The organism is Paenibacillus sp. J31R109 (assembly GCF_059692055.1).
The window spans coordinates 123365-148680 of sequence record NZ_JCAUAR010000008.1 but is presented as its reverse complement, the minus strand read 5'-3'; the positions used below and the strand labels follow the sequence as shown (position 1 = coordinate 148680).

The following is a 25316-nucleotide window of genomic DNA, read 5'->3' as shown; positions in this document are numbered from 1 at the left end:
AGGAGAGAGGAGGATGTCGGTTGGATGGTTTCAAAAGGAAAACACCAGAAGAAATTCTGTTATCCATTTCCAAACTGCACCGCGGCAGCCTGAAAATTTATATTGGCGCCGTCAGCGGATCTGGTAAAACCTACCATATGCTCCGAGAGGGCCAAAATCTCAAGCAGCAAGGAATTGATGTGGTTATTTGTGCGGTATCCACGCTCCAAAGGCCAGAAACGGTGGAACAATTAGGGGATCTGGAACGAGTGCCAAGCATTCATTGGATGCAAGATGGTAGCGAGCAAAAAGATTTAAATATAGATGCCTTAATCGCAAGGAACCCAGAAGTTGTCCTCGTGGATGGTTTAGCCCATCTGAATCGGCCCGAAGCTCGCTTTCCAACGAGGTTGGATGATATTAAATACTTGCTATCTCATGATATAAGTGTCATTGCCACGGTCAATGTCTATGAACTAGAAGGAACGATGGAGGTTGCCCAGAGGCTTACAGGCATTGAAGTGGGTACCTGTGTACCCTCCGATACGTTGGAATTGGCTGATGAGGTACGATTAATTGATGTGACTCCGGAAACGATTTTAACACGTTTGGAAGAAGGCCACTTGAAGGGGAATAAAGCATCCGCGATATTTAAAAGAGGTAACTTAGGCGTACTTCGAGAGTTAGCGCTTCGCCTAGTGGCAGAGGATGTTAACGATTCTTTGGAAGAACATCGCGAACAAATGGGGTATCTGGGTCCTTCTGGTGTATCAGAGCGGATTCTAGTAACGACACAGTATCACTGGAACGGCTCCATTTATGTGCGCAGAGGGCAACAGATTGCCAAACGATTAAATGGTGACCTCCATGTTGTGACGCTGTACAAACCTGGTAAACCGCTTACAAAAGAGGCAGCTACCTTTCGAAGATCCATCATGAAGCTTGTTGAAAAAGTGGGGGGGAAGTTTGAAGAAATCCCGCTGCGATATCGTCGCTGTATTCCACAGAAGCTAGTGAATTACGCGATGACGCACAAAGTCACACGGATTGTATTAGGTCATTCGAAGCAGACGAAATGGCAAATGTTTTGGCAAGGTTCGGTAATCAATGGACTTTTAAAAAGAGACTTAAATATGGACGTATTTTTGGTTGCGGATCGCGCTGCTCTGGAGGGGGAACGCATACTTCCTGCCCATATTACAAAGGAGAAGGAAGCATATACGTATAGACGCCTGAGTCAACAAGAGGTCGAGGCGAAAATCGAGAAAATTCGGCGAGGCCGTTTCAAAGTTTACATTGGAGCTGCCCCTGGTGTGGGTAAGACGTATACCATGCTTAGGGAAGGCAATGATCTGCTCAAGAAAGGCATTGATGTCCTAATCGGATTACTTGAAACGCATGGGAGAAAAGAAACCATTGAACAGGTCGGCGCGCTTGAGAGCGTACCTCGGGCACAGATCTCATATCAGGGCGTAAAGCTAGAAGAGATGGATACGCAAGCGATCATCGCTCGAAGACCAGAAGTGGTGTTAATTGATGAATTAGCGCATTCCAATGTACCTAGCTCGAAGTATAAGAAACGTTTCGAAGATGTGCTGGAAATTTTGGAAGCTGGCATATCTGTGATATCAACGGTGAATGTGCAGCATCTGGAAAGCTTAAATGACGCAGTGGAACAGCTTACCGGAATTCGGGTTAGGGAAACCGTTCCCGATAGCATCTTGCGTGCGGCGGATGAAGTGCAGCTCATTGATGTTGCTCCTGGAGCTTTACAGTTACGCATGAGAGAAGGCAAAATATATGCGATGGTCAAGGTCGATCAAGCGTTGAACAATTTCTTCAAGACGGGCAACCTGATTGCCCTGCGAGAGCTGGCGCTGCGCGAAATTGCAGATGATGTGGATGAACGATTGGAATCCATGGAACGGAAAAGCTCGCTTCGTGGTCCTTGGCGAAGAAAAGAGGTGATCTACGTATGCATCACGGAAATCTCGCATGCGGATCGTCTAGTCCGACGCGGTTTTCGAATTGCGCATCGCTTGAAAGCCGTATGGCACGTGAGTTTTATCGTGGTGGGCCAAGCGCAAGCGGAGCAATGGAAGCCCCAATTAGAAGTGCTGGAGAAGCTGACGGTTCGGTTAGGCGGTGAGTTTTCCTATAAAGAGGTGAATAGCTCTAAGGAAATTGCACCAGCTTTTGCCATCAAAGCGAATGAAGCGGGAGCGACCCAAATTATCGTATGGAAAGATACGGTGGTTAAAAAGTTAGTGCCATTAATCAATTCGATGGATGTGCTCATTATTTCTGACTATGATAAGCGGCAAGCAACGGGGAGCAGGTGATGAACCTGCTTCCTTTGCTTTCCGCAATCTAACTGGATTTTATACATGCAAATCACGTTTCTTAAAGGAAACATAGGTTAAGATCGTTAACCCAACAATCAAAACCGTGGACAACATGACATAACTTATATCCAGACCTCCACCATACATCACATTCTTGGCTTCATAGTACTTAAAAGGTGTGAGGTACTTCAAAAATTGCAGGGTATCATTCAAGTCAATCGCAATGGACAAAAGAAATGATAGGAGAAGGATGGCCGTCGCAAGGGACGCGGCCTTTTTAGCATTGGTATACACGGCGGCAATCGCCGTTCCTATGACTAAGAAGAGGAGCTGCAGAACAAACATGCTGACCATCACGATAGCGATATTACTTTGTACAGCTTCGCCATGACTATACTTGCCTACAATAAGTAAACTCGAAACCCAAGTAATGATGTTGAAAATGAGAATATTGACGCAGGCACTTAGCAATTTCGCCGTGATGACGGTGCTTCTGGATACGGGTTTCACAAAAAGAAACTCAGCCGTTTTATCGCGTTCTTCCTTGGCAATAATGGTTGCACCCAGCACGGCTGCATGGATCGTGGCCATGACATACAAGTACAGCACGAGGATGGCGAAATATCCGCTTGCCTTCGATAAATCCAAGGCACCTGCACCCATGATGACTTGGAGTGATTTGGGCATTTCAGCGATCAGATCATTGATTTGTCCAGTGGAAGCCGTAGCTTCATACTTGGCCATCCCGCTGGCAAGCAGGAATATGATGCCGATGCTCCAAAAGAAGATAGACTTTTTATAAACGTTCAATTCTCTAAGAAAGATATTCATGTAGGACGATCCGCCTCTCATTCATGTTATACAGCATGGACATCTCTTCTCGTAAATAGGAGATAACTGACTAGCACGAAAACGAAGATAATTCCGGATGCAGCCAATAAATAAGCAGCTTCATAATTCGCATGATGAATAATAAATTTCGTATCGAAATATTTAAATGGCGATAAATATCGCTTAGCCCCACTATCATTGGTTGCTATGATCATGCCGATAAGGAAGAAGGCGAAGACCGTCCCCAGCGACACGGATAGCACAGCTTTTATTCTAGGGAAAACAACGGATACTAAGATGCCTATAGCTAGAAAGATGAGCTGAACAAAGAACAATGTACTGGAAATCATAATGAACAGGTTACCGGAAAACGGATCTGGGGATAGTTGAACCGCCGTAATGATTGCCGTGATCGTATAAATAGCTGATGTAAGCAGTAGTAAGACAACGGCTGCCAGCAGTTTGGCGGTTAGTATGCGTGTACGGCTAACGGGCTTCGTCAACAGAAAATCGGCTGTTTTCTCTCGCACTTCTTTGGAGAGGATTGAGGTTCCCAGAATCATCGCTTGAATGGCGCCACAAAGGGTTATGTACATGAAAATATACGAATAAAAGCCTAGAATCGACCCGAAGCTCTCAATTTCAATGCCGAGTGCTTTTCGAATTCCCTCAGGATACCCTTTCAATATGTTTGAGAACTCTGAAATATCTTTGGAGATGGAGGGGAAAAGGGATAAGAAAAAAATGACAATCAACATGAAAGAAAGCGTCCATATGAGGGTTGTTTTCCTGTAAGCCTTCACTTCGTGCAAAAATATGTTCATTGTCCGATTAGGCCTCCTTTTCGTAATAATGCATGAAGATCTCCTCAAGATCAGGTTCCTCGATCCAAAGATTCTCGATGTCAATGTCAGCGATTCGTTTCATCACATGATTGATATCACCTTTAAATAAGAAACTGGTGGAATGGCCCTTTACTTCAATATTGTTGACGCCAGGCATTTGGAAGTAATCCGAGTCCAACATATAGGCAGAGTCGATCTTAAATTTCTTGTAATTGTTTTCTTTTAGCGTGCTAATTTTCTCTACGGCAACAATCTTTCCTTCTTTAATAATCGCCACGCGATCACACAATCGCTGAACTTCACTTAAGATGTGGGACGAAAATAATATCGTAGCCCCTTTCTTATTTTGCTCTTCGAGCAAATCAAAGAACTTTTGCTGCATGAGCGGATCAAGACCACTCGTTGGTTCATCAAGAATAATGAGCTTTGGTTCATGGAGCAGTCCCTGAACAATGCCCACTTTCTTTTTATTACCTAGAGACAAATCCTCGATTTTCTTCGTGACATCCAGATCCATGATCTCAATTAATTCTTTCATTTTCTTGGAACAGTCTTTTTTGTAGAAGCTTGCAGAGTACTTTAACAGATCAATTACTTTCATGTTGTCATAATAAAACACTTCGGATGGCAAATAACCGATCTCTTGCCTAATCTCAGGGGCGAACTTGACGCTGTCTTTTCCAAAGATACGAGCAGTACCGCTTGTTGGATAAATGAGAGACAGTAACGTTCGAATGGTTGTTGATTTCCCAGCACCATTGGGTCCGATAAAACCGAAAATTTCCCCTTCCTCAATCGTAAAGCTAATGTTGGATATTCCTCTTGCGTTCCCATAGGTCTTCGTCAGATTATTAATTTCGATTACGCTCATCTGGAGGGCCTCCCTTATTTAGTTGATAGTGAACATAGCAAAAAGAAGCCCTAAGGCGTAGAGAAACTCTACTCTCGGACTTCTTCAATGAAAGAAGGTAAGGGTGTGGTTCTCTCTCAAAGCACTTACGAGGTTAGCTGTCGGATTCGGACTTGAGAGCGTCCTACCTAGACATGTTACAGTCCAGGATTCACCCCGTGAAGCCAAGTGTGATTGAAATGGCTTCGGTTGGTTCCCCCGTTTCCCATGATGGGAATTAAGTGTTTAATATTGGAAATATTCATTTGTTAAGTGAATCATACGCCGATCCATGTGGATTGTAAAATGCAAACTTACCCGATATTTTCGGTTTTTTGACCCTCTAGCCGAAAGGCAGTCGATTTCATGAGATGGCCTACTCATTTCTAACGAATTCTACAACGTGACTTCTTTTTAGAGGGATATCAAAGACTTTCCTATGACCAGATGGTAAAAACTGCGAGATATTTTCATAAAAAAGGAAATAGTAGTGCACGCTACAAGTAACGAACGTGGTTGAAGGGGAATATCCCAATGAGTGAACGCGATTTGGTCAGCAAGCTAATCAAAAAGTTAAGTAGAAAACATCCAACAGTTCACAATCAAAGTCAGAATCCGCAACCATCTGAGATCGAAGCAGATCAGCATAAACTGTATAGAGATTTAGAGCAAAATGAAGAAATGCTACGCTCGATTTACCATAATTGCTCAGACGTGGTTTTTCGATCTGTCCGAATTGGTGGAAGAATTAAAGCCATTTTAGTGTATATAGAAGGTTTATCGGATGCCTTAGCTGTTGATGAGTATGTCATTGCACCACTGATCCGGGAGGATTCCGAGCTGAATCATGAGGTTTGGCAGCTAGTCGAGCGAAGAATATCCGTCTCTGAAGTCAATGAAGTACATACGTTTAAGAAATGTGTCGATTATATCTCCAATGGAAATCCTATTCTACTGTGTGACAAGGAAGCGAAAGGGCTTGCATTAGGATTATGCAAATGGGAGAAGCGCGGCATAGAAGAACCTGTCGCTGAAGTGGGCATCAGGGGACCGAGGGAAGGCTTTACCGAAACCTTACGAATCACGACCTCTCAAATACGTCGAATTATTAAGAGTCCTAGGCTCAAAATGGAAGCGATGAAAATGGGGGAGTACACGCAGACAAATGTTGTCCTTGCTTATATAGAAGGACTTGTGGATGAATCGCTATTGGTCGAAGTCAGGAATCGACTACAACGCATTCGGATAGACGGGATCCTAGAGAGTGGCTATATCGAGGAATTGATTGAGGATGCGCCTTACTCTCCTTTTCCTCAGCTGCTTAGTACAGAACGCCCCGATGTGACTTGTGGCAATCTGCTGGAGGGGAGATTCGCCATACTAATTGAGGGAACGCCTTTTGTTTTAATTGCTCCCATTAGCATTTTTTCCTTGTTTCAATCAGCGGAAGATTATTATCAGCGCTTTGTCATCTCTACCTTAATTCGCTGGCTTCGTTATGGTTTTATCCTGATTTCACTCTTGCTGCCATCCGTGTATGTAGCGCTGCTTACGTTTCACCAGGAGATGGTGCCAGGCTCTTTATTGATCAGCATGGCTAGCGCGCGTGAAGCCGTACCTTTCCCAGCGCTCGTTGAAGCGATGTTGATGGAAGTTACCTTTGAAGCGCTTCGTGAAGCGGGCGTACGATTGCCGAAGCAAGTTGGCGCAGCCGTCAGCATTGTCGGAGCACTTGTCATAGGACAAGCGGCTGTTCAAGCTGGTCTTGTTTCTGCTCCGATGGTCATTGTGGTTGCGATTACGGGCATCGCATCCTTTATGGTTCCGCGCTACGTCTCCGGAATTGCCATTCGTATGCTGCGCTTTCCGTTGATATTTCTTGCCGGCACGCTGGGGCTTCTGGGGATTATGATGGGGCTCATCGCCATCGTGCTTCATATGTGCAGCTTGCGCTCTTTTGGCGTTCCCTATTTGTCTTCCCTCACATCTCCAAAGCTGAGTGAAATGAAAGATATTTTGATTCGGGCTCCATGGTGGATGATGGATAAACGCCCACACTTTACAGGGCAGGATTACAACGAGATCCGGCAGGTGCCTGGGCAGAAACCAAGTCCTAAGCAGGATAGCGAAACGTAATGGAAAGAGTGGTGAATCTTCATGCTGGAGAAGGGTCAGATATCAGCCTTTCAGCTAGGAATTATGATGTATCCGACTGTGTTAGCAACTGGCTTTTTGGCTCTGCCGACCATAACATCCCATTACGCACATAATGATCTTTGGATGACACCACTCCTCGCCTCAGTGAGTGGGTTCATTGCCATTTTTGTTGCGATTAAGTTGCATGAGTTATTTCCGAAGCAGACGATCAGCCAATACAGCACACACATTATCGGGAGAATTCCTGGATTGATCTTAAGTTTTTTCTACGTATTTCTCAATCTGCATGGGGCAGGTCAGATCGCTCGGCAATATGCTGATTTTGTTAAGGCCTGTTTTCTATTCAAAACACCGATTCTTATGATCATTTACGCCATTATTCTGCTTGCGGCTTTCGCTGTACGAGGTGGTGTGGAAATGCTTGCACGAAGTGCTGTGATTTTTACACCTATCTTTATTTTACCCTTGTGCATCTTTGTGCTGCTTATTCCTAACATGGACATAAAGAACCTGTTTCCTATCTTGGAAAGAGGCATTGTCCCTGTGTTTAAGGGAACGGCAGCGCCGCAGGCGTGGTTTAGTGAGTTTTTTCTAATTTCCTATTTCCTACCGTACTTAAGCGATTTGAGCAAATCAAGGAAATGGAGTGTGATCTCACTTTCAATCGTGGTTGTAACCATGATCTATGTCGACTTGGTTTCCTTATTTTTATTTGGACCCGATACGGATAATAAAATATATCCTGTCTTAATCGCGATTCGTTACATTAGCGTGGCTAATTTCTTCGAGAATTTGGAATCTTTGCTATTGGCCATGTGGGTCGTCGGGAATTTTATAAAAATTAGTATATTTTATTATGTTGCGGTGCTTTCCATCTCACAAAGTTTAAAGCTTTCCGATTACCGTCCTTATGTTTTTCCGATGGGTCTGTGTATTCTCGTTTTTAGTTTTTGGGATATTGAGAGTTTTTCGCATTTGAGCGTATTTTTGAAAATTGTAAATCCGTTCTACGTCTCCTTTTTCTTTGTACTCATTCCGTCGCTTTTGCTTGTAGTGGCTGTTGTTCGCAAAAGGATAACGACGAGTAAAGGAACGTAGACAGATGAAAATAGGGTTGAAGATATGCCTAGTACTCTTATCTATTTGTGTGCTTGCAGGTTGTTGGGACCGTACGGAACTCAATGATTTGGCGTTGATCTCTGCCTTAGCTTTGGACCAAACTGAGGATAACCAAATTCAAGTGACGGCTCAAATTCTAGTTCCTCAGAGCCAAGACGGCGCAGGCGTAAGCGGAGCAAGCGGCGGCAGCAATGGAGCGGCCAGACACACCGTCATACGAACTGGCAAAGGACTCAATATGTCAGATGCATTGTCCAAGCTCCAGCGAGTCGTGCCTAGAAAGCTTTTTTGGGGACAATGCAAAGTGTTTATTTTCAGCAAATCAGTGGCAGAAGCGGGTATCCATGATCATTTTGACTTTCTGATTAGACATCCTAATCCTAGAGAGCGTGCCTATCTGCTTGTCAGCGGTGGCAAAGCGGCGGATGCACTTGAATTATTTCCTCCCATCGAACGCACTTCGGCGGAAGTGATTCGCAAGTTAACCGAGCTGCAGATCGGTATCAAAGTGACCATGGAACAAATGAGCATGATGTTAAAGAGTGATTCGCAATCGGCCGCGCTTCCCTTCGTCCAAATTCTCCCACTAGCCAAATCGTCAGCACCTTTTCAGACCATTCCTTACATAATGGGAACAGCTATTTTTAAAAAAGACAAGATGGTTGGAGAAATTTCGGAAAAGGAAACGCGGGGCTTACTGTGGATTATTAATAAAATTAAACATTACACGATTACCTTCATCATGGATGAGAAGGATAGCGTCATATCTTTAAATCCAGTTACTGCGGATATTAAATTAATTCCTAGCATTGATGGCGATACATGGATCATGACGATTCAAGTGCGTACGGAAGGTGCAATCGTTCAGAACAGCACGCACATGGATCCGATGAAGCCGGAAGTCATTAACAATATGAACAAGGAATTTGAACGTGTCGTGAAGGACCGTATCGAGCTGGCACTTCAAGTGGTTCAAGGCCGACTAAAGGTGGATGTATTCAACTTTGCTAAGGTATTTCACAGGAAATATCCCAAGCAATGGGCGCAAGTGAAGGACAATTGGGAGGAGTTATTCCCAAAGGTGGAAGTAAGGATAGATGTCGAAGCTAACATTCTCAGAACGGGGCTTGTTAACGCACCGGGAGGTGTTCCAGAAGAGGAGGAGTAATATGAATGGTTATTTTTTCAGTTATGTCACATTAAGTGTGTTACTGATTACGGTGTTTCAATGGCCAAAGCTAAAACAAAAAACAAAACAAGAAAAAACAACATTCATTGTAATGCTCCTTCTTGTATGGGGGTTATCCATGTTGGATCTGCCCAATACACCAGGTCCTACTACGTTGATTAGCTTGGTCTTCAAGCCATTCTCTGAACTGATTGGCCTGTAGGTATTGTTTGAAAGATGGCTGAAAAGTTTATTGATTAGTGGGGGCACATGTTTCTCCCCCTGATTGGGTAAACCAAATAATGGGATTTCATGCCAACTACCAATACAGATAAGGAGTGGTACCTCGTGAATATACAGACATCACACAAAGCTTTGATGATACTGCCGGACTTGAAGGACAAGGTTGCTTTGATCACAGGAGCAGGATCCGGTATTGGACGAGCTGCCGCTGTGCTGCTGGCGAGGCAAGGGATGAAAGTATGCCTTGCTGATTTGAAGGACGAACGGTTAGAGGAGACGAAGCAAGAGATAGCGTCAGCAGGTGGCCAGGCGATCACTGTTGATATTGACGTTTCCGATCCGGACCGAGTAGCACAGGCTTTCGAGCAGGTAGCCAAGACCTGGGGACAGTTGAATATGGTCTTTGCTAATGCTGGTATCAACGGTGTTTTGGCACCGATCGAAGACATGGAGCCAGAGGATTGGGATCGTACGCTTTCTGTCAATCTTAAGGGGACGTTCCTTTGTGTGAAACATGCGATTCCTCACATGAAAGAACATGGCGGCAGCATCGTCATCACGAGTTCCATTAACGGAAGTCGCGCGTTCTCCAATTTTGGGATGACGGCTTATAGCTCGTCCAAAGCAGGCCAAGTGGCATTTGCCAAAATGGCTGCCTTAGAATTGGCCCAGTACCGAATCCGCGTCAACGCGATCTGCCCGGGATCCATTAAGACCAATATCGGAGAGAATACACAGCCGACACCGGAGCTCGAGAAAATAAAAATTCCCGTCAAGTATCCGGAGGGAAGTCAGCCGTTGGAACACGCACCTGGTCAACCAGAGCAGGTGGCCCATCTGGTCGCTTTCCTTGCCTCTGATGCATCTAGCCATATCACGGGCACAGAACTTTTCATTGATGGCGCGGAATCGCTGCTATAATCTTTTCAGTTGAAGCAAAACATCTCCCGTGAGCATGATCACGGGAGATGCTCTTTATTGGGGTTCCAGCTCCAATGGTAAAAAGGCATATTCACCATTTCTTATCATGTCACATTTACGAATGGGAATGGGATATTTGAAAAGGGGACCATCGATGACGGTGGTATGAAATTCGCCGCCTTCTCCACAGGGATCAATCCCCCGATCGACAAGTTCTTGGACATAAGCAGGGGTTAATATGCGTCCTAGATCGTCTTCACGCATATTTAAGGATAAGTTAACTGTCACAAGTATGGAAACAAATCCCAAATTAATGAACGTTTCCACAGTTTCGCGATGATCCATTTGCCAGAGAGGCATTCCCAGCTGTAACCCAGCTTTTGCCGACACTTCGTCTTGCCAACAGCCATGAACTGTCATGTCCAAGTCTCCGGTTACTAACACTTCGGCTCCTTGCTGCTTGGCATTCTCCAATAGCCCAATAAACACTTTTTCATAATCAGCCCAACTGGCAGCCGCCGTAAATACGGGTAATCCAATAGAGTCAGCTTGGGCAAAAATAACCTCAGGAGGCATGCCATGGGATCTGGACCGTTTCCCTTCTTCCTCGAGCATAACGATGAGTCCCATGGCTTCGCCGACCTTCATTGCCTGATAAAGAGCTAACATGCTGTCCTTGCCACCGCTAAAAGAAGCGATAAACTTGCGCCCTTCGGCACCATTTTTCCAATTCTTCACTGTCGTCATTCCGATCATTCCCCTTTTTATCTAAGAAACCAAACTTTCATAATGATATCATCCTTTATTTCATACATGGCAACAGCTTCTAGCACAGCGCCGCCTTCTAATCGTCCCGTGATTTCTTCATGATCGATGACATATTTGCCATGATGAATTCGTTTATCCACCGTTGCATGCATGTTGGGGAAGGTTTCAAACAATTTTTGATAGCGCGCTCTCATGGCCGCTTGTCCTTCCATGGTGAGGGTATCCGGAAAATCATATATTTTCACATCTTCGCTATAGCATCCCATGAACAGGTCAATATTTTTGTCGTTATAGGCTTGCAACTGTCTTTGTACAACTGAATCTGTCATCGTATTTCCTCCATCAACGATAGTTCGTATATTATTTATTCATATTACTCATAAGCTTGTTATTTAAGCAAATGGAAAAGTGAAATAACCGGCCTTGCGGCCGGCAGGTAAATCAGTTTAGTTATCGTCCAACTGCTTGCCAAGCATGTCCAACATGATAGTGGTACCGTGTTCACGCTGAGCTGGTGTGTCGTGACCATCCAAGAAGACGCCTTGCTCCGTGAAAATCAGCTTCGTACCCGCAGCCTCTGACTTGAACTCCACGGTGGTGACGGATGTCGACATCCGCTTCTCGTCCATATCCAGCGTATAACTATATACGATACGTTCGTTCGGGACAATGTCATGATAGCGAGCATCGTAAGTAAATACGGGTCCGTCAGGGGGACCTCCTTGACTTTTTTCCTCACCACCAACACGGAAATCGAACGTATCCGGTTTGGAAAACCATTGCGCTTTCAATTGGGCATCTGCCCAAGAGGCAAACACTCGCGCTGGTGAAGCTTTATATATACGTTCGATGACAAATGTGTTATGTACGGCAAATCGTTCACTCATGAAAGTCAGCTCCCTTAATTGGCATCGTCGGAATGTCCATCAACAAGGTCGCCAAGCAGATCCAGCCGGCGTTCCCATGTCATTCGACGTTCGATAATAAATTTTTCATGACTCTTTTTCATCATGTCCAACAATGTTGTAAAATCATCAACCGTCACCGGTTGTTTCAACTGCATGAGATTTGATACGTATGACAACTCGCTCAGCAAATTCTGCTGTATCTGAATATTTTCTTTCAGACGAGCCATTTGCAACGATACAATTTCCAATGGACTGAAGTGTTCGCCGCTTAGTACGGATTTCACTTCATCCAGCGATAAGCCTAGCTCTTTCAGCGATAAAATTTGCTGCAGCCGCGAAAGATCGGCTTCACTGTATAGCCTGTGTCCCGAATCGGAATGCGCCGAGGGGGAGAACAAGCTAATTTGATCGTAAAACCGTAATGTACGTATTGTGAGTCCCGTGAGTTTAGCAAGTTCTCCCACTTTCCAAAGCTGCTTCATAATCATCTCCTTTTTGATGCGCTAGCTGTTTACCGGTAACTATACTATAATTCATGACGTAACGTAAGGTTCAAGTATTTACGAGATTTTTTTGTCATTTATTTGTATGATGGAAGTCTAAAAACAATATCGAATGTTAATAGTAAAGCTAACTAATTAATGGAGGGGAGGAAGCTGAATGGAAGCTTTTATGGAGTTTATAGAGCGTATTGATAACCCGCATCACCGCGAACGGACGGAAGAAGTTTTAACTTGGGTATCGAAGCAATTCCCACAGTTAAAGCCCAAAATCGCCTGGAATCAGCCGATGTTTACGGATCACGATACGTTCATTATTGGCTTCAGTGTATCGAAGCAGCATCTGGCCGTTGCCCCTGAAAAGGCAGGCATGCAGCGTTTCGCTGAAGATATTGTGGGGGCTGGCTATGATCACACGAAAGAACTAATCCGTATGAAGTGGAATAGCCCGGTAGATTATGAATTGCTTGAGAAAATAATCGCGTTTAATATCGAGGATAAAGCGGATTGTTCGACTTTTTGGCGGAAATAGCACGGGATAATACGATACAGAAAGCAACTGAAGGAGGTCCCCAAAACCATGTATGTGGCCGGGCACCTCGGTGTTAGTGATAGTTATGATCTTATTTTTGTTGCGAAAAGAGTAATCTAAGTGATCGAGTATTTTAAAAGCGTTCAATGACTGCTGTGCAGTCGTTGAACGCTTTTTGTGTTCTGTAAATCCAAACTCTGAAACGATTAAGTAATTTATCGTAAACATCAACAGGAATCGCAGCTCATTCCGTGGCAAGAAAGTCATTTTTCGGAGAGAAAGACACTTTTCAAAATATACATTCGGCCCTCAACTATCTACAGTAAAGGTATTACAAACGCAATCATCACAGGCACTCTAGCAAGAAGGGGCAGGTACATGAAAACTTTTAAAAAGAACTTCAGTTTAACCTTATTGGCTTTTCCGGGCATCGCGCTACTGTTTATTTTTGATTATGTGCCGCTCTACGGATTATTGCTTCCTTTCAAGGATTACAAATATGATCTGGGGATCTGGAACAGCCCGTGGGTAGGCTTGGACAATTTTCAATTTCTATTTAAGGGCGATGTCTTACAACGCGTGCTGAGGAACACACTGCTCTACAATCTGGCGTTCATAACGTTAGGCACCATGATTTCAGTCACATTTGCTTTAATGCTTCGGGAGGTCAGTAAGCGGTTTGTGAAGGTGTATCAGACCGTTTTGTTCATTCCTTATTTTATCTCATGGGTCGTCGCTGGATTTGCTTTTCGGGCTCTCTTGGATATGGATTACGGTGTGTTTAATAAGGGATTGGAGATGCTCGGTATTGCGCCGGTTATGTGGTATAACGAGCCGAAGTATTGGCCATTGATCCTCATCATTGGAGCGGTGTGGAAGGGGCTGGGGTACGGAGCGGTCATCTATTATGCCGCATTGATGGGTGTGGACGCGGAATATTATGAAGCGGCCAAAATCGACGGGGCAGGCAAGCTGCGGCAGGCGCTCTCGATCTCGATTCCCATGATTAAACCGATCATTATCATGATGGTCATTCTGCAAATTGGCAAAATTTTCTACAGTGACTTCGGATTATTTTATAACGTAACCCTGAATTCATCCGCTCTGTATACAACAACAGATGTCATCGACACCTTCGTGTATCGGTCGTTAGTCGATATGGGCGATATTGGTATGGCTGGTGCTGCGGGCTTCTTCCAATCTACGGTTGGTTTCATGTTGGTCTTGTTGACGAATTTTATTGTGAAGAAAATTAATCGTGAAAATTCATTATTTTAAGGAGAATGTCCTATGATGACACCACGGATTGCTAACACTCGTTCACCATTGTTGCTCAGTACATGGATTATTCATGGCATTTTTATGCTTGTCTGTATCGCTTGCCTGTATCCCTTCCTAGTTATCATCGGCACCTCCTTTCAAAATGAGAATGATATCCTAAGGTACGGATATTCGATCTTGCCGAAGCAATTTGATTTAACGGCATATCGTGTCATTCTCCATGATCCTGCGGTCTTGCTCCATGCGTATATGGTGACCATTTATACCACGCTTATTGGGACTATGGCAGGGATATGGATTACCACAAGCTTCGCCTACACGATTTCTAGAAAAGATTATGCCTATCGAAAGCAGCTTTCGTTCTATGTTTTTTTCACCATGCTGTTTCAAGGTGGGCTGGTTCCTTCATACATTTTGATGGTGAGTTGGCTGGATTTGAAAAATAACCTATTGGCCTTGATTCTTCCTTTCCTCATCACAGGTTGGCATGTGTTGTTAATGAGAGGCTTCTTACAAACACTTCCAGATGCATTATTTGAATCGGCCAAAATCGATGGAGCAAGCGAACTTACCATTTTCACACGTATCGTCATTCCCCTTAGTAAACCAGCATTGGCGACACTTGGCTTATTTCTAGTCCTGCAGTATTGGAATGATTGGTGGCTCACCCTTTTGTACATTGACCATGAGAATAAAATGAAGCTGCAATATTTACTCATTCGCGTCCTGCGCAACATGGAGTTTCTCAATAGCGCCGAAGCGATGCAATATGGTCTGGTTAAGCCAGGACAACAAGTACCGAGTTTAGCTGCGCGGATGGCGATGTGTATTCTTGCAGCAGGCCCGATGCTGGTCATATTCCCCTTCTTTCAGCGATATTTCGTGCAAGGCTTGACGGTTGGATCTGTTAAAGGGTAGCTAATAAAAGTAAGTCCAGCGCATGGAAATTATGTCATGTGTCTGTTATATATAAATGAACATCATATTCTTAGGGAGGTATGTTTGTGAGCAGGGGAAATAAGAAGACAAAGCAAGTGGTGGGCAGCGTAGTGTCGATGGGGTTAGTGGTTTCCGTGGTACTTAGCGGGTGCAGCACAGATAAGAAAGATGACCCAACTGCCACGGGCAGCAGCTCAGCGGTTCCCAAGACGACCGCAGCAGTCGAGCCAACCAAAGAGTTAGTGAACCTGAGTTGGTACATGCGTAAACCGATTGATACGATGAAGGATCAAGAAGCGATTGAAGCAGAAGCGAATAAAACGTTTAAAAGCGCTGTCAACGCGAATCTGCACATCAACTTTATCGACGCAGCAAGCTGGGAAGACAAAATGAAGCTGATGTCAGCCTCCGGTGAACCATACGATCTTGTTTTTACCTCGAACTGGACGAATGCCATCGATATCAATGTGCAAAAAGGCGCGTTCCTGCCACTGGACGATCTTCTGAAGAAATATGGGCAGGATATTCTTGCAAAAGTGGATAAACGTGCTTGGAAGTCTGTTACGTATAATGGCAAGATTATGGCGATTCCAGGTCAGGGACCTTTTACCACGCCGAATGGCATTGTGTTCAAAAAAGATTTGGTGACGAAGTACAATTTGGATTATAAGAAAATAAAGAATTTGCAGGATCTGGAGCCTTATTTAGAAACGATTAAGAAGAACGAGCCTACGATAACGCCTTTGCTGGTTACGAAAACAGCTTCTGCACCAGGTGACTTTATTGCAGAGCATACCAATGTAACCAAAGGGATCCGATATGATGAAAAGGCAAACCAATTGGTCTTGGAAACGGACATTCCCCAATTCGTCAACAATTATCGCACCATGCATGATTATTATGTGAAAGGTTATGTAGCCAAAGATGCGGCAATCAAAACGGATTTCACTGCTGAAGCCAAGTCCGGGAAATACGCTGTGATGCGTGATTCCGGCGGATATACGGAGGATGGTTCGAAGTCGACAGCGTTGTTTGGGTTCCCAACCGTGGAATCCCTTGCATTTTATCCCATTATATCAACAAGTAATATGGTAGGGGCGGCAACCGCCATCTCCAAGACATCCAAAAATCCAGAAAGAGCAATGGAACTGCTTAATTTGGTCTGGAAAGATAAGAAGCTGTCCAACACGCTAGCTTATGGGCTAGAAGGAAAGAATTACACGGTTAAATCCGGTGCTGGCACAGATGCCATGTCTATAGATGCGAAGAGCGGAGCAGAACAAACCTGGGCCATCTGGCATAACTGGCTGGGGCCACTGTGGGATCAATGGGATTCAGGTTGGAACTCGAAGGCATCCCTAGAGCAAATGCAAAAAAATAATAATGAAGCCAAAACATCATCCATCCTCGGATTCCTTTTTAATGGGGAAGTCGTGAAATCCGAAGTTGCTCAAGTCAATGCTGTATATAATGAACTGCAACCCATTTTATATTCAGGAGCGATGCCTGATTATGATAAGTTCATGAGCGATTTGAAGCAGCGATTGAAAGATGCTGGTTTAGAGAAAATTAAAGCTGAAGTTCAGAAGCAACTCGACGCTTGGAAAGCGCAAAACAAGTAACGGAAAATTGGAACCGGGCTACTTCGTTACTCGGTTCCAATTTCATATGCAAACAATAGAACGTAAACGTGAGTTACTATGCGGGAAGCTGGTTGAACATAAAGGGAGGCTAGTAGCCATGACGACAACAATTCAAGCTATCGTATTTGAACGTGTAAACGAGGTAGGTTTCGGTACCTTTACGCTGCCTGACATGAATGAGAATCAAATGCTTGTGAAAACACGCTATACCTTTGTTTCAAGTGGAACGGAAACGCGCGTCTTAGGAGGGTATTATGGCGCTGCTGACAAATTTCCACTTATTCCAGGCTACACGGCTGTTGGTGAGGTGGTTAGCGTGGGTGGAAATGTAAAAGGGTACCGCGTTGGTGACCTGCTGAGCTACAATCCGCAAACGAACCTGAAGGAGATCAATTCGCAATGGGGAGGGCAGGCGAGTATGCATCTGGTTGGCGTGGATCAAAAGCCAATGCTGCTGCCCAAAGGATCAGATCCCTTGGACTATGTCGTGAGCCCGGTGGCGGCGATCAGCTTGCGAGGCGTCATGGCAGCACAACCACAACGTGATGAATGCGCAGTGGTCATCGGACAAGGGGTCATTGGGGCTTTTTCTGCGGGCTTTCTTGTCAACAAAGGGTGTCGGGTGATCGCTGTTGATCTTTCAGAAGCTAGACTTCAGCGTTCATTGAGTTATGGTGTTCACGCATGTGTCCAAGCTTCTGACTCCGATGCCTTGGAACGAATACTTGCCTATTGTGATGGCGGTGCCAACATTGTGGTTGAAGCTTCAGGCTCCCCACAGGGTGTAGCGCTTGCTCATAAGCTAATTCGGAAAACGCCAAATGTGTTTCGGGATCCGAAAACCTATTACGTAAACCCTATCTCAGGTATTGTCGGTCATTGGCCGCGTATCGTCTATCAAGCCACTTACATAGACAAACTTAGCCTTGATCCCAGAGTCGATTTGAATTCGGAAGGTGTCCTCCTTCTAATGCCTGGGGACCGAGGAAATGAAGATCGATTGAATGCGATTGAAGCAATTCGAAGTAAAGCGATTGATCCTCGTCTTTATATCGATCGCGTCGTCCCCTATACAGAAGCGGCGGCCGCTTATGAACAATTGCGTTTACACCCGAATGATGTTTTCTCGGTTGTATTTGATTGGGCTTAATACAGATAAGAAGACCGAACAGCTAACAGTGTGATCTGTTAACATGCTCGGTCTTTTTCTCACGTCTTTAGAACTCCAAATTGTTCTTCGAATCCGCTAAATGCTTCATATTGCTCTTTAACGCGTATTCTTTAGGAGTTACGCCAAAATGCTTCTTAAATAAGCTGAAGAAATACGTTTCATTTAAAACGCCTACTTTTTCTACAATTTCACGCACACTGATGTTATTTTCGCTCAGTAATTCAGCTGCTCTCGCGAGTCTTGTTTCATTAATATAGTCAGAAACGGATACCTGTTTGGCATCTTTAAACAAGTTGCCTAGACGTCTTTGCGAGATCTTCATCATGGTGGCTATGGACGCTAAACAAAGCGAAGGGTCTTGATAGTGAGTCTCAATGTAATCCGATACGGTATCTACGACATAATGATTTAACTTTTTCGTTGGATCCCCTGGCACGGTTTGTAAGGAATCTTTCATCGCATCCAGGATCGTTTCATTGATGCTATCTAACGTCTCTTTCTCCATGAGTTGAAGCGAAAAGCTGGAGAGATCGATCAACAAAGAAGGCATTCCGGGTTCTGAGCTTGATTCTAATGTTTTTTTCATTGTTTCTAAGAGCCGAAAGGTCGAAGCCAGTGCATTGTAGTAATTAAGTTGGCGGATTTCATCAAATACCAGTCTCATTGCTTCTTCAATCGCAGATAAGTTGCGTTTGCGTAGGACTTCTTGCAAGTTTTCTTCTAACTTCTTAGCATATCCGGTTTTGGTGTTATCTTCATGAAGAAGCGTGATCTTTGAATCCAGAATTGATTGATGACCATAATGAAAGCGATATACCGTTTGATCCAGCGATTTGTTGTAGAGGGTATACAACGACTCAACCGTATTCGATAGGGGACTGATGGATGCTGTAAATGTAATTTTATAAAACTGTTGGACGTATTGTTGGGCCTCTTGAATCAGTGCTGTCACGGTAGTTTCAATAGGTTCATCCCCTGGAGATATGCTCAGGATCAGGACGACGTGGTCATCTTTTAAGTCTAAACCTTCATTTAAATAAGTCCGGGAAATCCATTCCGAGGTAATGTTGATCATTGCATATCGAATGGTTTCCCTATCTTTGGAAGAAAAACGTTGCTGGAAATCCTTATAATTATCTATTTTCAAAAGTAAAACTGCATAAGAAGTGTCTAGTGGCAAGGCAATCTTCATTTCGAGAAAAATGCGTTCCAGCTCGATGGTATCCAATTTCAAATTTTCCGTGAGGATACGATTTAACCAGTAGTGCTTCATCACATCTCCGTATTGGTAGAGCTGTTTATCATAGAGCTTCAACTTTTCCATGGATTGCTTATAGACGGAATCTAGATAAGAAATTTCATCTTCCTTGCCTCTTTGTTGGAAAGGATGATGGCGATTAGAAGCAATCGTGCGTACGAGATTACCGATGGGACTGTAGATTTTACGAGAAATACTGACAGAAATAACGATAGCCATCACAAGAAAAATGAGCGTAATAAAGATAATGCTCGTCTTAAAACCTTGAATATAGCCGTAAACCTCTAGCGTAGGTTGAATCTTTAATAAGGTCATGTTAATGCTATCGATATACAAGTAAGTAACTAAATACTGTGTATCGATATATTTACTCCTGAACGAACTTTCAGCTTCCGCAGATAAGGATGCTTTGGTGTGACGTTCAACCTCATCCTTCAACCATTTCAGTTTGGCGGGATCTTCTTGGTTGTCATCCTCGTTAATGTAGTTTCCATTGGGGTCGAGGATATAAATATTGTTTCCTTTCTGTCGATCGACCATGTTTATTTGCTTAATATTGCCCAACAGCCATTCTGGTTTCACATTGATAACCACTGCGCCATTCGGGTTTTCTGCTCTCGTGGCCGTCTCATACATAAAATAGGAAAGAACGCGTTCGCTTTTGTTATCACCATTCACGACTTTATGAATATCCCGAAAAATGGGTTTTAATTTGGGGAGTATTTGATCTGATCTAAATAACCCTAATACTTGAGGATCATCGAAAAATATGGGCGAGCCGGCATTGTAAAATTGATTCAGATTGCGGTTATATACGCTGATGGAGTGAATGTAGGGATAGGAGGAGTTAAGTGAGTTAGCGACGTTATTTATGCGTGTGATGACATCAACCATATTCTCTTGCTCGGCATACATAATGGAAGTAATGTCGTTATTTAAATAGAGGGACTGGGTGAGACGACTTATGGTTTCATTCATGAGATTTGTATTGTATTTGACTTGAAGCAGTATTTTTTTACTGTTGTCGGATTCCTTGGAGATCATTAAACTTTGTGCATTTAAATAAATAATGACAGACAGAATACCAACGATGAGTAGCACGGATGCGCTGATCCACAAGACGATTTTCAAAAGAAACTTTTTCGAGGCAAATGAGGTGTTTAATTTCATGAATGATCTTACTCCTTCCATGCCTTGTAGAAGTGAGAATAACTTATACAAAAGTAAAAGTAAATATCATTTGCGAATCTTATAGTAATCAACATAAATCATATAGTTCCATAAACGCCCAACACACAAGGAAATAATGGATATGCGCTGAGTGTCAAAAAAAAACCTTTCCCCCTATCCATAGTTGGATGTGGAAGAAAGGTCTTATTTCATGAATTGAATGATTGAATAATAGCTTATTTTTTCAAATCCAAACGAACATCGCGACCATCGTCTTGTACCGATAACTCTTTACCAGCGGCTTTTAAGGAATTGACGTGATTCACCCATGCGTCCAGCATGATGGCGCCATCTTTCCAATCCTTCACTTCACCAAATACCGTAAAGCCATCTCCACTGCCAGTAGCCATGAAATCATTGGTTGTCACTTTAAATGTACGGTCTGTATTAAACTTACCATCGACATAGATCGGAGTGCCATCTGTCAAAGTGATTTTGGAATATTTCTCACCAAGTGGCTTTGTGTTATCCCATTCTACCTTCAACCCTGCGAATTGAATCGCTGGAAGACTTGTATACTTGTCCGTAACTTCGAGTGCTTTTTTAATTTGCGCAGCAGTCATTGTACCCGTTACGTTGTAATTGCCAAAAGGAAGTACTTCAAACATTTCGCTGTAAGTCAGCTCACCTTTATCAATATCCGTACGAATACCGCCAATGTTTGTGAAAGCAATATCGGATTTCTCAGAAGCGCGCATCGCATCCGTGATACTGTTGCCTAACTGTGTTGCGCCGTCGCGGTCAGCCCCGCCATTAGCTCCAAAACGGAAAGACTTCCGATTTAGCGGCTCTGCTACTACGACTTCTACTTCGCCGGATTTCCCTGATATTTTGGCTTTATAATCTTCAACTGTTTGGTGAATCTCTGGGTCAGCTGTCGTTAAATTGGTGTAAGTTTCTAGCAAACTTGCATTGGAGGAAACAACTTGCTTGGTCGTTTTGTCCACAAACAGTTGAATGTGCCCAACCGCATATAGCCAGCTTTGAGCTTCAACAACTGGAATGCCATTAACAATACCAGCAACGCGCATGTGCGAATGACCACCAACAATTGCATCTAAGGTGCCATTCCCTGTCCCTTTTGCTAGATCCGCAAGTTCACTAATGATTTCAGCGGACTTCTGGTTCTGCTCACCTGGCAGGTGGGAGGTAACCATGATGATATCGACGCCTTTCGCGCGAAGCTCATCAGACAATTCTTTCGCCAAAGGAACCGGATTTACAAAGGAAAGACCTTTAATGTTAGTCGATTTCGTCGTTGTCGTCGTTTGAGGCGTTGCGAAGCCGATGATGCCGATTTTCAGGCCATCTTTTTCAACAATGACATAGGGTTGTGTCCAGTCAACGCGTTTACCTGTTTGATCATCGATAATATTAGCTCCGAGAATAGGGAACTTGGCTTTCTTAATATTGTCGATTAGCACATCACGGCCAAAATCGAACTCATGATTGCCAATAGCCGCAGCATCATACTCCACTTGCGCCATCGTATCCATGACGGATTGACCGTTCGTTGTATTGGAAATCAAAGTACCTTGCCAAGCGTCACCGCCATCAACAACGACTGTCCCTTTTGGATTCACAGCACGGAAATCGGACACGATACCGCCAAATGTTTCGATACCGCCTTGACCTTGATTACGCTTTTTATCGAAGCCGACTTCGATTTTACCGTGAATATCATTCGTTGTTAGAATATCAACCACTTTAAATAAAACAGGTTTAAGCGCCTTAGCTACTTCATCACGCGTTACTTCAGCAGTCGGATTAAAGTTTCCATCGAGCGTAGGCGTGAAAATACCGCTAATGACGGCATAAGCGACATAAGGTCGAGAGTCTTTCGAGATAGAGGCAGCGTCTTTGAAATAATTCAACACATTCTCGTTCACTTGAGGCAATTGTCCGCCAGTTACGACTTTCACGATTAACTCAGCAAGCTCTTGACGAGTCACGGCAGCATTTGGATGAAATGTACCATCCGCAAAGCCGCTAATGAGTTTGGCTGCAACGGCATTAGCAACCGCTTGTTTCTGCCAAGTCGCAAGGTCCGTGAACGCAACCGAACTAGGATCTGTGCTTTGCAGCTTCGCAGCGCGGTTAATCATCGTAATCACTTCAGCGCGAGTAGCGGCGTTTGCACCACGATAGTCGGTATCTCCGTAGCCCTCCACAACACCGTTATCAATGGCAAGACGCATATCTGATTTCATTGTAACGGATGAAGATGGGGTGGCTGTTTCAGCAAATGCTAGAGAGCTAGCAAAAGAGCCAGTGAGAACGGTTACAAGTGCGAGCGCTGTTAGGCGAGTAGTGAATGTTTTTTTCATGTGTTAAAAATTCCTCCTACAATTTAATAGAACGTTGGTTAATAACCCGTCTATTAGTATATAGGGAATGCTAGATTTTGAGAAGTGAAGAAATTATTAACTGTTTTCCTTCGCTAGACTCATTTCCACACACATCAGAATAAATGCACCTGCGCCATGCAAATCGTTCTCGCTCGTAGGACGGGCGATGTAGTGAGCGTAGTCCCCGATCCCGGTGCCAATACAAATGTTTCCAATGACCACGTGACCGTTCTCATCGAACTTCAGTGTATCAATAACGCCTTGATACCCTTTCCAAGCATAGGTCAAATACTTCGAATCCAAATAACCGAATCGCACAGCTTTGGCAATGGCATGCACATATAAAGCTGTACAAGAGCTTTCCAGCCAATTATCCGGGGCGTCCCCTTTGTCCACAACCTGATACCATAAGCCAGTCGTTTCATCTTGATAAGGGAGTAAAGAGATGAGCAAATCTTGGAGAATGATGGTCAGTTTAGCTTTATCTTTGTGGTCCGCAGGAAGGTATTCGAACATCTCCAATAAGGCGACAGGGTACCAGCCGATTGCGCGTCCCCAGAATTCCGGAGCTAAGCCAGTCTCGGGGTCAGCCCATACCGCTTCTTTGGTTTCATCCCAACCATGGTAAAGCAAGCCGGTGTTAGGGTCCTTGGTGTGTTTTTCCATGAGAAGAGCTTGATAGGTCATCATGTCAAAATAGTCGGCTTCGCCGAAGGTTTTACCGAACTGGGTAGCAATCGGTCCAGCCATATACAATCCGTCCAACCACATTTGATTCGGATAACGTTCTTTATGCCAGAAGCCGCCAGAAGGGTTGGTTTTCCATGATTTTAAAAGAGGAACCAGCGTATATAAGGCTTTCTTATACCGTTCATCACCTGTTTGCTCAAGCAGATTAAAGAGCAGCACACCAGGCTGAATATCATCAAGTTCATTCGGGTTGTACTTCTTGATACTGCCGTCAGTGAGAATTTGGCTATCTACCCATCGTTTGATATACGTATAGTATTTATCATCGTTCGTTTCCCGCCAGCATTTTTCCATACCGGAAAGAAAAACGCCTTGATGATAGTGAAACCGGTCAGGGGGAAGCTGTTCCGGTTCAAATTTGGCCATTAAGGCTTGGCAAGCCGCCTCTGCCCATTGAATAGGGGTTAGTGCTTCTTGATTGGTAGCATGGTTATGGATATTAGGTTCTGAAGCTTGCATCGGATTGATTCCTCCTTCGTTTATATAGCTATCTTAGCAGAGGAATATGTACATTTATTGCGGAAATGAGCAATTTCTTCTTATATCTTGCAGACTATGAGCAGGGGGGTATAATAAAAGCATAACCAGACGAGAGGCGGAGATGAGGATGGGTGATTTTCAATTTGATAACGGTGAAGGATCCTTCTCTGTTTCCTATCGGAAAGCGCTAAGTCACAATATGCCGGCCAACCATTTTCACAGCACATATGAAATTTTCTATTTGATGTCCGGCAAGCGGACTTTTTTTATCAAGGACAGGACGGTGATCATTGAGGAAGGGGATGTCGTTATCATCTCTCCCAATATCCTGCATCGGACGACCAACACAGAAATGCCGAAGCATGAGCGGCTCATTGTAAATATTCATGAGAGTCAAATGACCTCGGTGAATAATGTAAAACGGGACGTTTTTCAGCCTTTATTTGAGCATGCCTACCTGATTATCAAATGTCCGCTGCACGACAAACTTGCTATTGAGTCGCTTGCACGTTCCGTTATGCAGGAGATGCAAGAAAAGAAGCCTGGCTTCGAGATGTTTGCGCAGACGCTGGTGCTGCAGCTTCTTATTATTTGCTGTCGGCATGCCAAACAACATGAGTTGGAACCACTAGAGCCTCCGAGTCCCATGCACGAACGGATCTTGGAGGTTGTACGGTATATGAACACCCATTACATGCAGGAGCTGCCGCTGCACCTGTTGGCTGAGAAATTCTATGTCAGTCCCTATTATTTAAGTAGGTTCTTTAAAGAAGCGACTGGTTTTACCTTTGTCGAGTATTTGAACAGCGTTAGAATTAAGGAAGCAAAAAAACTGTTGGAACAAACCCCGATGAAGGTGAGTCTGATTGCCAAGAAAGTTGGTTTCGGCAGTGTCACGCATTTTGGACGCGTATTTAAGTTAGTTACGGGACATGCCCCGTTGTTTTATAGGAAGGATAAGTAGGATTAGCAATCTGGTGAGGATGATTTGTCATGATTGCCCTATATCTA

General features: G+C 44.0%; 22 protein-coding genes and 1 riboswitch. Of the genes, 12 read left to right on the top strand and 10 right to left on the bottom strand.

What is annotated here, in order from left to right:
- Window positions 1–20: 20 nt before the first annotated feature.
- On the top strand, window positions 21–2321 hold the full coding sequence (locus tag AC58QT_RS20705; RefSeq protein WP_497410688.1) for a histidine kinase: 2301 nt from the start codon (window positions 21–23) through the stop codon (window positions 2319–2321).
- A 39-nt stretch (window positions 2322–2360) separates the two neighbouring features.
- On the opposite strand, the gene AC58QT_RS20700 is transcribed toward AC58QT_RS20705, so the two are convergent.
- The 3 genes from AC58QT_RS20700 to AC58QT_RS20690 are packed head-to-tail and all read right to left on the bottom strand — an operon-like array spanning window position 2361 to window position 4871.
- Complete coding sequence (locus tag AC58QT_RS20700) at window positions 2361–3155, bottom strand: DUF2705 family protein (RefSeq protein ID WP_497410687.1); 795 nt, start codon at window positions 3153–3155, stop codon at window positions 2361–2363.
- A 26-nt stretch (window positions 3156–3181) separates the two neighbouring features.
- Entirely contained in the window at window positions 3182–3979 is a 798-nt protein-coding gene (locus AC58QT_RS20695) for an ABC transporter permease subunit (protein WP_497410686.1), read from the bottom strand.
- Window positions 3980–3986: 7 nt separating this feature from the next.
- Complete coding sequence (locus tag AC58QT_RS20690; RefSeq protein ID WP_497410685.1) at window positions 3987–4871, bottom strand: ABC transporter ATP-binding protein; 885 nt, start codon at window positions 4869–4871, stop codon at window positions 3987–3989.
- Window positions 4872–4977: 106 nt separating this feature from the next.
- Window positions 4978–5144: riboswitch (cyclic di-AMP (ydaO/yuaA leader) on the bottom strand.
- 279 nt (window positions 5145–5423) lie between these two features.
- Between AC58QT_RS20690 and AC58QT_RS20685 the strand changes: the two genes are divergently transcribed.
- From AC58QT_RS20685 to AC58QT_RS20665, 5 genes are all read left to right on the top strand, one after another.
- Window positions 5424–7025, top strand: a complete 1602-nt coding sequence (locus tag AC58QT_RS20685; RefSeq protein ID WP_497410684.1) for a spore germination protein — start codon at window positions 5424–5426, stop codon at window positions 7023–7025.
- Window positions 7026–7046: 21 nt separating this feature from the next.
- The gene (locus AC58QT_RS20680) at window positions 7047–8144 is read left to right on the top strand and encodes a GerAB/ArcD/ProY family transporter (RefSeq protein WP_497410683.1); all 1098 of its coding nucleotides are present in this window, start codon (window positions 7047–7049) and stop codon (window positions 8142–8144) included.
- 4 nt (window positions 8145–8148) lie between these two features.
- Complete coding sequence (locus tag AC58QT_RS20675; protein ID WP_497410682.1) at window positions 8149–9333, top strand: Ger(x)C family spore germination protein; 1185 nt, start codon at window positions 8149–8151, stop codon at window positions 9331–9333.
- 1 nt (window position 9334) lies between these two features.
- Entirely contained in the window at window positions 9335–9556 is a 222-nt protein-coding gene (locus tag AC58QT_RS20670; RefSeq protein ID WP_497410681.1) for a hypothetical protein, read from the top strand.
- A gap of 155 nt (window positions 9557–9711) precedes the next feature.
- Complete coding sequence (locus AC58QT_RS20665; protein ID WP_497410816.1) at window positions 9712–10497, top strand: SDR family oxidoreductase; 786 nt, start codon at window positions 9712–9714, stop codon at window positions 10495–10497.
- Between the two features lie 54 nt (window positions 10498–10551).
- Here the strand turns inward: AC58QT_RS20665 and AC58QT_RS20660 are convergent, their stop codons facing one another.
- From AC58QT_RS20660 to AC58QT_RS20645, 4 genes are all read right to left on the bottom strand, one after another.
- Window positions 10552–11244, bottom strand: coding sequence for a Dph6-related ATP pyrophosphatase (locus AC58QT_RS20660; protein ID WP_497410680.1), 693 nt, complete (start codon window positions 11242–11244; stop codon window positions 10552–10554).
- Window positions 11245–11261: 17 nt separating this feature from the next.
- The gene (locus AC58QT_RS20655) at window positions 11262–11594 is read right to left on the bottom strand and encodes a nuclear transport factor 2 family protein (protein ID WP_310499295.1); all 333 of its coding nucleotides are present in this window, start codon (window positions 11592–11594) and stop codon (window positions 11262–11264) included.
- Window positions 11595–11711: 117 nt separating this feature from the next.
- Window positions 11712–12152, bottom strand: a complete 441-nt coding sequence (locus tag AC58QT_RS20650; RefSeq protein WP_497410679.1) for an SRPBCC family protein — start codon at window positions 12150–12152, stop codon at window positions 11712–11714.
- A gap of 14 nt (window positions 12153–12166) precedes the next feature.
- Window positions 12167–12655, bottom strand: a complete 489-nt coding sequence (locus AC58QT_RS20645; RefSeq protein WP_497410678.1) for a MerR family transcriptional regulator — start codon at window positions 12653–12655, stop codon at window positions 12167–12169.
- 178 nt (window positions 12656–12833) lie between these two features.
- Between AC58QT_RS20645 and AC58QT_RS20640 the strand changes: the two genes are divergently transcribed.
- From AC58QT_RS20640 to AC58QT_RS20620, 5 genes are all read left to right on the top strand, one after another.
- Entirely contained in the window at window positions 12834–13205 is a 372-nt protein-coding gene (locus tag AC58QT_RS20640) for an iron chaperone (RefSeq protein WP_497410677.1), read from the top strand.
- A gap of 378 nt (window positions 13206–13583) precedes the next feature.
- Window positions 13584–14483, top strand: coding sequence for an ABC transporter permease (locus AC58QT_RS20635; RefSeq protein WP_497410676.1), 900 nt, complete (start codon window positions 13584–13586; stop codon window positions 14481–14483).
- 12 nt (window positions 14484–14495) lie between these two features.
- Entirely contained in the window at window positions 14496–15404 is a 909-nt protein-coding gene (locus tag AC58QT_RS20630) for a carbohydrate ABC transporter permease (RefSeq protein ID WP_497410675.1), read from the top strand.
- A gap of 86 nt (window positions 15405–15490) precedes the next feature.
- Window positions 15491–17047 carry a DUF3502 domain-containing protein gene (locus AC58QT_RS20625; protein ID WP_497410674.1) on the top strand — a complete coding sequence of 519 codons (1557 nt, stop codon included), beginning with the start codon at window positions 15491–15493 and terminating at the stop codon, window positions 17045–17047.
- A gap of 118 nt (window positions 17048–17165) precedes the next feature.
- Entirely contained in the window at window positions 17166–18218 is a 1053-nt protein-coding gene (locus tag AC58QT_RS20620; RefSeq protein ID WP_497410673.1) for a zinc-binding dehydrogenase, read from the top strand.
- A gap of 67 nt (window positions 18219–18285) precedes the next feature.
- Here the strand turns inward: AC58QT_RS20620 and AC58QT_RS20615 are convergent, their stop codons facing one another.
- The 3 genes from AC58QT_RS20615 to AC58QT_RS20605 form a co-directional block, all read right to left on the bottom strand.
- A complete protein-coding gene (locus AC58QT_RS20615) occupies window positions 18286–20667 on the bottom strand; it encodes an AraC family transcriptional regulator (RefSeq protein ID WP_497410672.1) in 2382 nt (793 codons plus the stop codon).
- A 236-nt stretch (window positions 20668–20903) separates the two neighbouring features.
- Window positions 20904–23054, bottom strand: coding sequence for a 5'-nucleotidase C-terminal domain-containing protein (locus tag AC58QT_RS20610; RefSeq protein ID WP_497410671.1), 2151 nt, complete (start codon window positions 23052–23054; stop codon window positions 20904–20906).
- 96 nt (window positions 23055–23150) lie between these two features.
- Window positions 23151–24284 (bottom strand): glycoside hydrolase family 88/105 protein, encoded by a 1134-nt coding sequence (locus tag AC58QT_RS20605; protein WP_497410670.1) that lies wholly within the window; start codon window positions 24282–24284, stop codon window positions 23151–23153.
- Between the two features lie 148 nt (window positions 24285–24432).
- On the opposite strand from AC58QT_RS20605, the gene AC58QT_RS20600 reads away from it, so the two are divergent.
- Complete coding sequence (locus AC58QT_RS20600; RefSeq protein ID WP_497410669.1) at window positions 24433–25269, top strand: helix-turn-helix domain-containing protein; 837 nt, start codon at window positions 24433–24435, stop codon at window positions 25267–25269.
- The last annotated feature ends 47 nt before the right edge of the window (window positions 25270–25316 follow it).

Excerpts from the sequence above, each read along its gene's own strand:
- AC58QT_RS20700 (WP_497410687.1), bottom strand. The coding sequence starts at position 3,155 with ATGAATATCTTTCTTAGAGAATTGAACGTTTATAAAAAGTCTATCTTC.
- AC58QT_RS20695 (WP_497410686.1), bottom strand. The coding sequence starts at position 3,979 with ATGAACATATTTTTGCACGAAGTGAAGGCTTACAGGAAAACAACCCTC.
- AC58QT_RS20690 (WP_497410685.1), bottom strand. The coding sequence starts at position 4,871 with ATGAGCGTAATCGAAATTAATAATCTGACGAAGACCTATGGGAACGCA.
- AC58QT_RS20685 (WP_497410684.1), top strand. The coding sequence starts at position 5,424 with ATGAGTGAACGCGATTTGGTCAGCAAGCTAATCAAAAAGTTAAGTAGA.
- AC58QT_RS20680 (WP_497410683.1), top strand. The coding sequence starts at position 7,047 with ATGCTGGAGAAGGGTCAGATATCAGCCTTTCAGCTAGGAATTATGATG.
- AC58QT_RS20675 (WP_497410682.1), top strand. The coding sequence starts at position 8,149 with ATGAAAATAGGGTTGAAGATATGCCTAGTACTCTTATCTATTTGTGTG.
- AC58QT_RS20670 (WP_497410681.1), top strand. The coding sequence starts at position 9,335 with ATGAATGGTTATTTTTTCAGTTATGTCACATTAAGTGTGTTACTGATT.
- AC58QT_RS20665 (WP_497410816.1), top strand. The coding sequence starts at position 9,712 with ATGATACTGCCGGACTTGAAGGACAAGGTTGCTTTGATCACAGGAGCA.
- AC58QT_RS20660 (WP_497410680.1), bottom strand. The coding sequence starts at position 11,244 with ATGACGACAGTGAAGAATTGGAAAAATGGTGCCGAAGGGCGCAAGTTT.
- AC58QT_RS20655 (WP_310499295.1), bottom strand. The coding sequence starts at position 11,594 with ATGACAGATTCAGTTGTACAAAGACAGTTGCAAGCCTATAACGACAAA.
- AC58QT_RS20650 (WP_497410679.1), bottom strand. The coding sequence starts at position 12,152 with ATGAGTGAACGATTTGCCGTACATAACACATTTGTCATCGAACGTATA.
- AC58QT_RS20645 (WP_497410678.1), bottom strand. The coding sequence starts at position 12,655 with ATGAAGCAGCTTTGGAAAGTGGGAGAACTTGCTAAACTCACGGGACTC.
- AC58QT_RS20640 (WP_497410677.1), top strand. The coding sequence starts at position 12,834 with ATGGAAGCTTTTATGGAGTTTATAGAGCGTATTGATAACCCGCATCAC.
- AC58QT_RS20635 (WP_497410676.1), top strand. The coding sequence starts at position 13,584 with ATGAAAACTTTTAAAAAGAACTTCAGTTTAACCTTATTGGCTTTTCCG.
- AC58QT_RS20630 (WP_497410675.1), top strand. The coding sequence starts at position 14,496 with ATGATGACACCACGGATTGCTAACACTCGTTCACCATTGTTGCTCAGT.
- AC58QT_RS20620 (WP_497410673.1), top strand. The coding sequence starts at position 17,166 with ATGACGACAACAATTCAAGCTATCGTATTTGAACGTGTAAACGAGGTA.
- AC58QT_RS20615 (WP_497410672.1), bottom strand. The coding sequence starts at position 20,667 with ATGAAATTAAACACCTCATTTGCCTCGAAAAAGTTTCTTTTGAAAATC.
- AC58QT_RS20610 (WP_497410671.1), bottom strand. The coding sequence starts at position 23,054 with ATGAAAAAAACATTCACTACTCGCCTAACAGCGCTCGCACTTGTAACC.
- AC58QT_RS20605 (WP_497410670.1), bottom strand. The coding sequence starts at position 24,284 with ATGCAAGCTTCAGAACCTAATATCCATAACCATGCTACCAATCAAGAA.
- AC58QT_RS20600 (WP_497410669.1), top strand. The coding sequence starts at position 24,433 with ATGGGTGATTTTCAATTTGATAACGGTGAAGGATCCTTCTCTGTTTCC.